The 11,719-nt window shown below is 32.7% G+C and carries 13 protein-coding genes; 10 read left to right on the forward strand and 3 right to left on the reverse strand.

Annotated elements, in window-relative coordinates; translation table 11 throughout:
* Window positions 1-207 precede the first annotated feature (207 nt).
* The 4 genes from AAGU22_RS00950 to AAGU22_RS00965 all read left to right on the forward strand — a co-directional run bounded on the left by AAGU22_RS00950 (window position 208) and on the right by AAGU22_RS00965 (window position 4,014).
* Entirely contained in the window at window positions 208-267 is a 60-nt protein-coding gene (locus AAGU22_RS00950; RefSeq protein WP_458721717.1) for a hypothetical protein, read from the forward strand.
* A 1,121-nt stretch (window positions 268-1,388) separates the two neighbouring features.
* A complete protein-coding gene (locus AAGU22_RS00955; protein ID WP_458720385.1) occupies window positions 1,389-1,778 on the forward strand; it encodes an ester cyclase in 390 nt (129 codons plus the stop codon).
* Window positions 1,779-2,417: 639 nt separating this feature from the next.
* Window positions 2,418-3,026 carry a PsbP-related protein gene (locus AAGU22_RS00960; RefSeq protein WP_458720386.1) on the forward strand — a complete coding sequence of 203 codons (609 nt, stop codon included), beginning with the start codon at window positions 2,418-2,420 and terminating at the stop codon, window positions 3,024-3,026.
* An 823-nt stretch (window positions 3,027-3,849) separates the two neighbouring features.
* Window positions 3,850-4,014: a transposase family protein gene (locus AAGU22_RS00965; protein ID WP_458721718.1), complete on the forward strand. Its 165-nt coding sequence runs from the start codon at window positions 3,850-3,852 to the stop codon at window positions 4,012-4,014.
* A 460-nt stretch (window positions 4,015-4,474) separates the two neighbouring features.
* Here the strand turns inward: AAGU22_RS00965 and AAGU22_RS00970 are convergent, their stop codons facing one another.
* Together AAGU22_RS00970 and AAGU22_RS00975 are read right to left on the reverse strand one after the other, a co-directional pair.
* Window positions 4,475-5,395 carry an MBL fold metallo-hydrolase gene (locus AAGU22_RS00970; RefSeq protein WP_458720387.1) on the reverse strand — a complete coding sequence of 307 codons (921 nt, stop codon included), beginning with the start codon at window positions 5,393-5,395 and terminating at the stop codon, window positions 4,475-4,477.
* Between the two features lie 334 nt (window positions 5,396-5,729).
* Window positions 5,730-5,918: a hypothetical protein gene (locus AAGU22_RS00975; protein ID WP_458720388.1), complete on the reverse strand. Its 189-nt coding sequence runs from the start codon at window positions 5,916-5,918 to the stop codon at window positions 5,730-5,732.
* Window positions 5,919-6,096: 178 nt separating this feature from the next.
* Here AAGU22_RS00975 and AAGU22_RS00980 point away from each other — a divergent pair, with 178 nt between their 5' ends.
* Window positions 6,097-6,522 (forward strand): YncE family protein, encoded by a 426-nt coding sequence (locus AAGU22_RS00980; RefSeq protein ID WP_458720389.1) that lies wholly within the window; start codon window positions 6,097-6,099, stop codon window positions 6,520-6,522.
* Window positions 6,523-6,758: 236 nt separating this feature from the next.
* Here the strand turns inward: AAGU22_RS00980 and AAGU22_RS00985 are convergent, their stop codons facing one another.
* A complete protein-coding gene (locus AAGU22_RS00985) occupies window positions 6,759-7,169 on the reverse strand; it encodes a hypothetical protein (RefSeq protein ID WP_458720390.1) in 411 nt (136 codons plus the stop codon).
* 652 nt (window positions 7,170-7,821) lie between these two features.
* On the opposite strand from AAGU22_RS00985, the gene AAGU22_RS00990 reads away from it, so the two are divergent.
* The 5 genes from AAGU22_RS00990 (at window position 7,822) to AAGU22_RS01010 (ending at window position 10,920) form a co-directional block, all read left to right on the forward strand.
* Window positions 7,822-8,019: a hypothetical protein gene (locus tag AAGU22_RS00990; RefSeq protein ID WP_458720391.1), complete on the forward strand. Its 198-nt coding sequence runs from the start codon at window positions 7,822-7,824 to the stop codon at window positions 8,017-8,019.
* A 148-nt stretch (window positions 8,020-8,167) separates the two neighbouring features.
* On the forward strand, window positions 8,168-8,509 hold the full coding sequence (locus AAGU22_RS00995) for a hypothetical protein (protein WP_458720392.1): 342 nt from the start codon (window positions 8,168-8,170) through the stop codon (window positions 8,507-8,509).
* A gap of 832 nt (window positions 8,510-9,341) precedes the next feature.
* Entirely contained in the window at window positions 9,342-9,518 is a 177-nt protein-coding gene (locus tag AAGU22_RS01000) for a tautomerase family protein (protein ID WP_458720393.1), read from the forward strand.
* A 161-nt stretch (window positions 9,519-9,679) separates the two neighbouring features.
* Complete coding sequence (locus AAGU22_RS01005) at window positions 9,680-9,979, forward strand: hypothetical protein (RefSeq protein WP_458720394.1); 300 nt, start codon at window positions 9,680-9,682, stop codon at window positions 9,977-9,979.
* 686 nt (window positions 9,980-10,665) lie between these two features.
* On the forward strand, window positions 10,666-10,920 hold the full coding sequence (locus AAGU22_RS01010; protein WP_458720395.1) for a hypothetical protein: 255 nt from the start codon (window positions 10,666-10,668) through the stop codon (window positions 10,918-10,920).
* The last annotated feature ends 799 nt before the right edge of the window (window positions 10,921-11,719 follow it).

Consider the following 11,719-nt stretch of genomic DNA (forward strand, 5'->3'; position numbering starts at 1 on the left):
GGACTCATTAACTATAATGATACCTGCAATTAGAGTTTTCAGGTTCTCTAGGATTTGACTAATATGATTAGTCTGTTTTATTCTACTGCCAATTAGTTAAACAACAGGAAGTTAAAATTTACAATAAAGAAAAAGATATAATTAATTTATTTAATTCTCGTTTTCTCCACTATCGGAGCCTTCTCCACTATCGGAGCCTTCTCCACTATCGGAGCCTTCTCCACTATCGGAGCCTTCTCCACTATCGGAGCCTTCTCCAGCTTGTGATGCAGCAATTTGTGGAGGAGCAACTTGTGATTCTCCAATTACAACAGTATCATTTTCCATTGTCATATTCATACTGCCCGTGTTATTCATTGGTGCTGTCATGTTGTCCATTGTCATATTCATACTGCCCGTGTTATTCATTGGTGCTGTCATGTTATCCATTGTCATATTCATACTGCCCGTGTTATTCATTGGTGCTGTCATGTTATCCATTGTCATATTCATACTGCCCGTGTTATTCATTGGTGCTGTCATGTTATCCATTGTCATATTCATACTGCCCGTGTTATTCATTGGTGCTGTCATGTTATCCATTGTCACAGTCGTATTTCCTTGGGCTGAGGCAGGTGTCACTATTGATCCAAAGATCAATGCTGTTGTGAATGCTAGTACAATACCTAAAATTGCGAGTAAACTGGTTTTATTCATGCATGCGAATTATAATTCTTCTCATATATAATATCTTTGTTTAGTAATCTCATATTGATATGAATTAATCTTAATTAACGATTTTGATTTGATTTATACCGAAACTTGATGATTTAAAGATTAAACGATGAGGAATTACATGAAATAATAATTTTTTGAGATTCAGGAGATGGTTAATTTAGACTGAAGAATTAAGATCTAATAGAAAAGTCAATGGTGGGTGTTATGGAATAAGGTCCAATAGATTATACCGATGGTAATAGGGTGGATTTAGATACGATTTAAAAAGACAGTGCTTGCATCATCAAGAAGATATGTGTAATAACTATTAAATGTTGTAAACAAAGATGATAGTGAAGAAAATTAGAGTAATTGATGGGCACTGATACCATGCTCTTTTAATTCTTGCCGTGAACCAAATGTTTGGTCACATTTATCGCAAGGGAATGATGCTTTGACATTAGTTGAATTCTCGTCTGAATCTTTCACACTATCGACCTCATAATTATTCATGGCATATAATAGTCTACAAATTATTTAAGGATCCAAAATTTAAAGCTACTAATTGATTGTTTTACTAGTGCCAATTTTGATTATTAATATATTATACTTAATACACAGATAACTTAGAATTAGGTATATACTCAAGTAACATTTTCGATGAAAAAAAGAGGAGAAATACTTTCTCCAATTTGATACTGGAATTAAACAATCACAAGACAGATCGCATCTTATCAATGGTTTCTGAAAACTTTGAAGCCGACTTAGTAGGACATAGAATTTGGCATGGGAAAGACGAATCGAGTAAATTTTTATCGGATTTGTTTCAAGGCTTTGCTGATTTGTTTATAACTCCGATTACTATTTTATATGATGATAGCACCAATAATCTTATTATCTCTGAGGTCGAAGTAGAAGGTCATCAATTGGGATGGTGGAACGGAAATCCTTCCAGCGGTAAAAAATTTTCAACCATGGGGGTAATTTCTATAAAATTTGATAAGGTGAACAAAATAAAAAGAATTGGAGTATACCTTAACTTTGCATCGATATACAAGCAATTGGAAATATTAAAATTTTAAATTGCTTTAATGAGTAAAAGACTTTTTTATACAACTAATTTATTGCGCTATTACTGTTCCATTGATTAAATTTGTTGGTCCTTTGACTAACTTTTTCTAATTATCTTAAATAATTTAAAAGACGAATTGATTCAACTTGGTCTGTGAAATTCTTAGAATATATAGTTCGGTCCCCCTATGAGGCAAAGTCCTTTCAGATATATTTTGTTTTCTACTATTATTGTTTTTACATTTTCTCTCTTTACTTTTGTTAAGCATAATTAGTTTGATATTGCAAATTTATAACCTGAATTCACAAGGATAATTTTTATGGAAATAAAATCAGAATTTATTAGAATTAATAGTGTTGAATTGGATTATTAAATTTAATTAATGATTTCTAACTCTAGTAGGCAGAATCATTTATTTTCTAGGATTAGAATTTAATATGAATCGCTTGTTTGATGTATATTTACTAAAACCCACCCCCGGCTTCGAATCCATGAGGTATATGGGAACTGATACTTTTTTTACTTTCCAAATTAAATTTCAATTATCCCAGAAACAAAATCCTCAAAATTGCACCATAACCAGATACGATGAAGTAAACCAGGTTAATTATAATCTATAAATAGTCTTTCCTATACACATATTTTACTATTGAAATCTAGAAATTCTTTCTTTGTATTAACTTTGATTTTTGTTGTTGGATATACTCTGTCACAATCCTATTCTAATTCCAATGCACAGTTAGAATCAACAACGGCCAATCAAACCAAATTCACATCCTATAACAATACAGAATTTGGTATATCATTTGATTATCCTTCTAATTGGGAGGTTTCAGAAAAAACAAATAGATTTGATACGGCAACTCCTGATGTAAAAATCACTTCTCCCGATAACTTCATGAATTCTTTTAGTTTCTTGAATCATTACGAAACATCAGATGAATCATTAGCCTCAATTGGATTAAAAGAAACAGCAGAAAGTTATGCAGATGCTTTCATAGCTAATCCTGGATCTGTTCTAATAGAAGATGTAAATGATTCTAAGTATACAATAGATGGAAATCCAACTGCCACATTCTTATTCACAGATCCAGGTAATATGTATGGCTCAGATAAAGACATTGGTAATCAATTCTTTATGGTAGAATATGATGGTAAACTGTATGCAATGGGATACAAAAATACCGTTGACAATTTTGATTCTCCTCAAAGTCAGGAAATTATGGAGAGAATCATTTCCTCAGTTAGGTTTTCCTAAATTTGATTTGGTTCTACAATAGCATTTAATTGAAAAAGCCTTAAGAAATATTAGATCTCTTGTGTAATTAGTACAAACAGCCTTATTTCCGTTTATCGTTTGTAAGGATGTCCTTTCCTCTTGTTATCCTATCACAAGTTATCTCGAAAGCCAATCCTGTTCAAGTCATTCACAGGTCGTTCGGTCCAAAAGTTTAACGATATTTATAAAATAATATAATCAAAGTATGCAAAATATGAGATAAAATGCTTATCTTTCCTAAAAAGAGAACTAGACGCATACTCATGCAGAAGTTTCAAACTTGTTGTTAAGAATAGGATTATCATGGTTTTAGTGTACTACCGTTCTGTACATCACCTACACCTTGATGGAATTACTCTTTGGTTTGGACCAGAGTAATGTATATAGAGATATCCAAAAGAATGAAGGGCTGATAAGACAATGCATACCATTCCTCAAAAACTATATAATATTACAAAAAGGTTAAAAACCGCGGAAGAGGTTGAACAGTACTTTCCAGACTTTTTGGCTTTTGTGGATTTTACAGAATAACCCCTACCTAGACATAAGAACAGGTTAAGAAGAAGGATATACCACTCTGATGGAAAGAAAAAGAAACACAAGGTAAAGAACCTGTACGCAGCAATCAAGAAGGGACTGATAATCTACAAATCCAAGCACAAGCAAATAGGTAGGAAATAAGGATAATTACTACATTTACAAAAAGAATTATCCTGATATACCAAAAGACGTAGTTGGCCTGTTTGATCTTGGATTCTTCGGAATAGTGGAAGACTGCCCCGCATAAAAATCATCATTACCCATCAAAAAGGAGAAAGATTGTGAGTTAACTACGGATGAAAAGGAGTACCACAGGAATCATTCTAAAAGGAGGGTAGTTATGGAACATGCCATTTGTAGGTTGAAGAAATTCAAAATAATGAAAGATGTATTTAGAAACAGGTTAAAAAGGTATGATAAAGCATAAGATATCGTTTCAGGTACTGGTAAAACTACAGAATTATGAATCCTGTTTAGTTATGAAGATTATTGTACCTGAAAGGAACTGTAAATTCTTTCTAATTAAGCAAGATCTAATATTGTCTGTTGAATTCATCTTAAAGTAGCCCTTATATCAAACGATCTTGTCACGAATTTAAAATCATGAAATCTTCATAGGTATTTGGATCCTTCACAGTCTTAGGATCGATTTTATTTTTATCGGTTATCATTTTATCTTCAGGGGTTATTATGGGATAAGCCCGACAACAAACCTCAAACTTTTAATATCTAAATCAAAATCAATCTGTACCTTGCTCAACCCTAGTACGAATAGGAGTCCTCAGGTGATTTCAGGAAAAGAACTTGATACAATTTGACGTCTAGTAGGACTCATATTTGGCACTTTACCAAATGTGACGAATAGAATGGTTGCGAAGAAGAGGAAGTTAATCAACTCTTTCACTAATTATCATCCTTTCGCAGTGCTCATCTGTCCATACACCTACCCCCTCCAGTTTATGTTGCCATTCTGCATCTATTTTATCGGAGCATGATTTTGTAAGGGCGTTAAAGTACGACTCAGTCATAGCGTTACTACCATTTATATCTTGAGTAACCTGTGTGTAATTAACTTCACTTAGTGCTGCCATCGCGTTTTCGCGCAAGTCGTTTATGTACTCTTGTTGTAATAAGATATCTTGCTTTGTCCCAGGCTGGCCATGTCCCCCCACGAAAACGTCAAAGTCCAAAGCCAGTGCTTGGTCAATCGATCTGACAAAGGCTGGCACGTCGGGAGTAACACTAAGGTGTTTCCACGGGACGCCGCCAGGCACAACGTGGTCTACTGCCATCAGAACTTTTTGTTCAGGGAGATAAACAAATATGTTACCCTGTTGGTGGTATGGGCCAGGATACAGGAGTTGGAGAACTTGGTCGCCTATTGGTAAGCTCATCTCCTTAGCGAAATTCATATCCGGCACCGGTCTATTCGTGTCGTTTCTCTCATTCAGAATTTTAGTAGTTTCGTTATGAGCAATTATTGTGACATTTTCAAATAAGTTGGCAGCACCTATGTGGTCTTTGTGGGCGTGACTGTATATCAGGTGAGTGATAGGTCTATCTGTGACATTCGACACTGCTGCAAATATCTTGTCACCCATCGCTGGCGGCGCGTCGATCACAACAACTCCCTCCTGAGTCACCAAGAACATAGAGTTGTATCCGCTTGCAGATACCACATATACGCCGGGCTTGATTTCTTGCAACTCATAGTCTGGAGCCTGTGAGTATACAAGGTTAGAGAAAAGAGTACAAAAAAGGATAGCAGCGGCGGCTGCCAAAGAATACTGCGCTATATTTGATTTCATGAAGAATAGTGGCCACCGTTACTAATAAGTATGTTGTTTATGGCCTTGTCACTGTATATGACTTCGTAGAATCGTCTAATCATCCATGGTTCCGTTTTGGGGTCCAATAACCTGCTACGATTCATCTTTATCAAGAATTAGAAAAAATAGCTATATCTTTTGGTATCATACATTTGTAATCCCTAAAGAATAATATAAGAAAGGAAAAAGGCAAACTAAGTCAGTAACAAGATTTCTGATATATGAACAAAAAGGAGATAAATTTATTAATTTTTTTATGGTTGTCTGTTGACCTGGTTTATTACTTTGATATAGAGATTTTAAAAGGATATGCTTAGAGGGAAATAATATATCTTCTCTTATCTAATCTCTTGTATCGCCCAGAATTATTAGAATCCATGTGATTAACGGGCCCGGTGGGCTTCATGACGATATCAGTCCTTGAATATGGGTTTTCTTCATAACAGGGCAACACCATTCTTTTTGATTGATATTTAGCGTGAACTTGATTAGAGCCAAACAACAACTTCCCCATTAACTTGTACAGAAAATATTAATTCAAATTGTTCAAACTATACTTTACAATTAGTAATTAGTTCTTATTTAGCCAAGAAGTTAAAATTAATGTTTAATTGGAACTGGGAGAATATGGAAATATCATGAAAGAACAGCATAAATATTTCTGTTTATCGGTGATTATTTTGTTATCTTCTTTTATTTTCCTTGGAGTTTTAGATTTACAATCCTCATGGGCTCAATCTGTAATTAAAACCATAGATGTTGGTGATGGACCACTTGACATAGAATATAATCCTTTTAACAAGTATATCTATGTAGCAAATGGATTATCAGATGATGTACCCGTAATAGATAGCACTTCTAGCAAGATAATTAAATCTATAGATGTAGGAGATTATCCAACAGCACTACAATATAATCCTAGTAGCAAGACAATCTATGTAGCAAATACTGGTTCAGGTGATATATCTGTGATAAATAGTGCTACTAATAATGTGCTTAAACCTATAGATGTAGGAGATTTCCCATTAGCACTACAGTACAATCCCAGTAACAAATATGTCTATGTAGCAAATTTTAGTTCAGATGATGTATCTGTAATAGGTTAATGCTTATTTCATTCCAGTTGCGTTAGTTGTCGCTCTACGTTAGATCGTCAATGACCACAATTCCTGAAATAACAACTATTATTCTCTTGACTTGCAAAAACAATTTCCTTAAAGAATCCAAAATACAAATCAAATGGGCCAGGTGGGCTTCAGGTCGATATGTCCTCTAAGGTAGGTTATATTGATTATTGACCGTATCGACTATCCATCCATTCAAACTCAAAAGAAGTTTGTTATTATTCTAAAGTCCTCTCATTGCTATTTGGCAAATTCATAACACTACCTTTATTTGGTTTGTCTGGCTGTTCAAGGACTCCATCATCTTGTATGGGGGCTGAAGGACCAGATGGTGAGGATGGTGGAGGATTAGGTGGAGTATCAAGCATCTGGAGTTCCTTATCGTTACAAACTGTATAACCAATACCCTCTTCCCATTGGCATGTTTGACAATATCTTTCTCCATTACTTTCTTTCCAACAACACGTTGTATTTTTAATTGGAGCGCCAGGGGCAAATATATTGCAATTCAGAGTACCAAGAAAACCCGGGTCAGGTTTTACCGCAAATACATAGGGTGAGCTAGAAATTAATCCTGACATCAAGATAGCCATTATGGACGTAATCATTAAAGTTTTTGTGACTATCATTTTCTATTCGTCTCCTCTGTATGATGTACCGAAAATATTTGTAAAAAAAGTTGGTTTTTCGTGTTTTTGGATATAATTGATTATGTACATGAACTTCCATGACCTAGAAAAGTATTTGAGAATGTCTAACTAATTCTAAGAATTTTAGACTAGCAGTAACATTAATCAAACTTAGAATGATTAGCCCAGTTAAAGACAATGGGCCAGGTGGGCTTCGAATCCATGAGGTATATGGGAACTGTAACATATTTATGATTTTTCTAGATAGAGACTGGAAATTCGATAACTTGGCATATTGTGGGACTAGCATGTGGGATAAAAAATGATAGTTTTTTTCACAAGACATCAATGACCTTAATCCCTACTAGCAGGTTCATTTATTCGCTTTGTATGCTGTAACCATGTTATAGGAAGATCTTTCTCGTCTAACAACCCTAATTGAAACAAAACAGATGCCTGATCCCAATAGATATTTTAATTATATGACTCAGAAATTGATTTCATTTTTTCATCAAACTTATCTGGTAAAAATTTTATTTTATGTTGTTAAAATTCTTGTTAATATTGTTTTATTCAACAATTATTTGATTATTCTAATTTTACTAGATAGTTTAAAGTAATATTTTAATATCACAATTTTCACTAAAATATAATGAATTGGAAATTAGTGGCAGTATTTGCCATAAGCTTTCTTATGATGGGAGTAGTTGTAGCAACTGGAATGACACTGGGCTCTGCTTATGCCGACAATCCTCCAAAGTACTCAGGTCCGGGAGAATCAGGCAAGGTTTCATCTAATAGCTTTAAGCAATGCGAGAAGAAGAGTCCTGGTAATAGTCCCTGTAGATAATCCACCCTTCTTTTTTTTAATATAAAATGAATAAAGTATTATGAAGTAAATGTGATGTAGTTATGCTTTTTATTTTAGATCTCTGGTTAAACTATTTCTATAAACCATTTTTGATATTTGGCTATTACAATAGTAAAAGTGATCTGTAATGATTGCTGCAGAGAGTATCATTATCCATACAATACATCTTTCAAAATATATAGATAAGTACGACTTATTTGAGCTGGAGAGTCCTGTAGGTCTATACCAAACCTATTCAGGAATTTATAATTTTGAAACCATTACCAAAATAATTGACGGTTATAAACCCATTAGAATTCTGGTTTATTGCAGTGGAATGCACGCATCTACGATTGTAAAAATTATTGTTACTATACAAATTAGAAAATATCGATTACGAATTCATCGAGTGGTAATCCAGGATGAAAAAAGTATAGTAAGAACTATGATCTTGAGATTTTGGTCACCTTGGTCATCTAATTTTGCATAAAAATGGAATGCAGACCATAAACTATGTACATCATAATGACATGAAAATACTTCTTACTAAATCCCTAACTTATCATATCTTATCACCCTTTTTATATCATGATTTTTTTGCAACTGCCCTTAGAACATGTATTACATCACATCCTCATCCTAGAGAAAAACTTGAGATTTTAAAATAGTTTTTTTGGATTTTCCTGACAGATCTATTTAGATCAATCATACCGAATTAATGAGAGAAACCTTGTTAAATTAATACTTTAAAATTCAATATGGCATCCTTATTCAAATGTCATTCTTGCAATGCAATTACAGATATATCTGAAAAGGACAGAAGGTTTGACAATAACATCTATAGTTCATGCGGGGGACAAACTCAAAAAGAAAGAATAAAGAATGATAGAAATTCATGAATTATTTAATAATACGAAACAGGGAGGTTAGAGACGTTACTAAAATTGGTAGCTGGGTCGGTGGGTTCGGTGGGTTCGGTGGTATGTGAAACATATTTGACCGAATATGCAACTCACATTTTTCTAATACGAATCGGTTGTTGTTTGCGCTGTTTTTTCCTTTCCCTTCTTTTCCACAATAATCACAGATTCTTAATGTTTAGAGGTTTAATATTTTACAGTTTTTGTTTGATTTGTAACCTACCTAGGTTGGATAGGATTTCATAATAAAGTTATGAATGAGGGATTATCAACTAGATAAAACTACAGGAAGTTAGGTTATGGTTTCAAAGTATGATTAACTATAAGAATATTCTACCGGTGGTAACTAATTAAGAATCTATTTTGTTGAAATCTTATTAATATCTGTGATGAAGGATTATCATGCCTATAGTTAGCGTACAAATGTATAGTGGGAAAAGTCAAAGAGAAAAAGACAGATTGGCAGAAACAATTACGGAGGATGTAGTTAAAATATTAAACGTAAGTAAAGAAGAAGTTATAGTATTGTTTACAGAAGCAACTCATGGAAATTGGTATTCTTCTGGTGTACGTCTCTAAGGAACAACAGGGAATGCTTTAACATACTGCCCACGCACTCTTTGATTTAATGTATTTCCTAAAGAAAGTATCGGTTTTTGTGATTTTTTATCGAATTGCTAATTGTATATGAATAACACGGAAATGCATAAAATAAGGCAGTTAGTATAAGGAATGAATGTATGATTAAAGGTAATAAAGAAAAACCACCACCCACAAATAATAGAGAAATACTGCGAGTTTGTATTCAATTATATTCTTACCATGATAGAAGAATTAATGAAACCGCGTTGTTTGTAGGAGAACTATATCATAAAATCTTTGGTAATGATGGTAGGTTGGAATTTAATAATTTTAAAATCGATATTGAGTGGCTAAATTCAAATGGTTTGATATCGTTAAATAATAATGCCATAACAATAGATAAAAAGGTTGCAAAAACGTTAATAGATTACGTTTTTGAACATAAAACTGAAATCTGATCAACTTGTCAAAAATCATCTTTTGTATTAAATGAATTTATTTCTGTTTTCTTTAAAACTTTTTAATTTTGGGTGGGTCAGGGTTTTTCAGTATTCAAAATAGACTAATTCTCAAATCATTATAATGATTTAATCGGATTGGTTAATTACAAATAGTAAAGATAAACTCAATCATTCAATAGCCCACATTCCTTATCGTTACTTTAACTTGGGCCATTAAGATTAGTTTAACTTCAGAATTTCATCCCGTCTGCTGGTCATTGATAACATGTAATATTTAATGTTATTTCCGTGTTCTAGTTCTATAAGGTCTACTGGTGTAATATGGATATGAAATAAATTGTAAAAAAATGTAAGAAACTAGGACCTGTTTCAATACTCTTTGTTTCTCTCTACAGGTTTATCATAGTACTTCTCTAAAGCCTTTCCCAAACCAATCTGACTCAAATTTTCTATCAAATGCGTGATATCTATAAAGATAGAATTTCTTTTACACAGTATTTTAGGATTGCTAACAAAATCTAAAACTCGTGTTATAACATTATTAGTAATAAACTTTAGGATTAATATTTCATGAAAATGTACCTGCTATATTGTCTTCAAATAATTAGATCTTTGTTTGTTACTAATTCCTTAAATGATTTATATATCATTATGTGTATTACTATATTAGGAGAGTGTTAAAAATGAATAATAATAAAATATTATTATATTATTGGTTTGACAGTTTTTTTGATCTGGTTCCTAGTAAAGAACTCTATGATAGATACGAAGTATTCAGAGACTTTGATGATAGTTATAGAGGAATAGATAGTAAGATCAGTGTGTTAGATCACAATTCAGTAAATATACCGAAGGAGATAGTCCGATTAAGAGAATATGAAACACAAGAAGTGTCAATGTACTGGAATAAAAAAATAATGGACACATCAATAAACTGAAAACCTGTGTTGGTGTAAGCGCTAATCCAATTTACTAAGCTCCTTTGTAGAGAAGCAGGATATAGAATTTTATGTGAAGAGTAATACCTTTTAGGGTTATATCTCTACTCGTAGGGCATAATTAATACGAGAAAAGCTTGTAATTTCACTTTATTTGTAAGCATAATACAATGATTATACAAGAAAGTACATGAAATCATAATAGAAGGAAACAATCCATAATATTTTTGTTTATAAGCAATGTTATTATAGATATGATATTCTACCACTAAGCCAACAAAATAGTAAAAAAATGCATCAAAAAGAAAGAAAAAAAATGAGCCACCTACAAAAAGATAGATTAAATTTTCAAAAAATACATCAAATTGCAAGAATTGTCGATCATGATAATAGAATAACTAAGTATACTATCCCATGGATAATAAGATGGCTAAAGACGATGGAATTAATGGAAATGATGAAATAGGTTAGTTTAAGAAATTTGCTGTCAAGTATATCGTGAGTTAATAAATAATTCAATTACTTTTAATGTTATAATTCAGTTTTTCTAACCTAATATATATGAACGACGTTTTGTTGTGGTTATAACTAATAGAATATCGCTCAAATCCAAAAGACATTAGATTTAGTATCAAACACATAGTTCGATAAAAGAGCCTTAAATACTATAGCCTTTATGATTTATTGCTGAGCAGTAATCACTTAACTATTTATTATGTTGTAATAAAAGAAACCAACCATCGATATGATAAATCGAATTTCATCAATCCTATGATAGCTTGATAAAACTTATTGCCAC

Source organism: Candidatus Nitrosocosmicus sp. R, assembly GCF_054408505.1.

What these genes read in the sequence shown, in the direction of transcription:
- AAGU22_RS00970 (WP_458720387.1), bottom strand. Translation starts at nt 5,395, where the DNA reads ATGAAATCAAATATAGCGCAGTATTCTTTGGCAGCCGCCGCTGCTATC.
- AAGU22_RS00985 (WP_458720390.1), bottom strand. Translation starts at nt 7,169, where the DNA reads ATGATAGTCACAAAAACTTTAATGATTACGTCCATAATGGCTATCTTG.
- AAGU22_RS00990 (WP_458720391.1), top strand. Translation starts at nt 7,822, where the DNA reads ATGAATTGGAAATTAGTGGCAGTATTTGCCATAAGCTTTCTTATGATG.
- AAGU22_RS00995 (WP_458720392.1), top strand. Translation starts at nt 8,168, where the DNA reads ATGATTGCTGCAGAGAGTATCATTATCCATACAATACATCTTTCAAAA.
- AAGU22_RS01000 (WP_458720393.1), top strand. Translation starts at nt 9,342, where the DNA reads ATGCCTATAGTTAGCGTACAAATGTATAGTGGGAAAAGTCAAAGAGAA.
- AAGU22_RS01005 (WP_458720394.1), top strand. Translation starts at nt 9,680, where the DNA reads ATGATTAAAGGTAATAAAGAAAAACCACCACCCACAAATAATAGAGAA.
- AAGU22_RS01010 (WP_458720395.1), top strand. Translation starts at nt 10,666, where the DNA reads ATGAATAATAATAAAATATTATTATATTATTGGTTTGACAGTTTTTTT.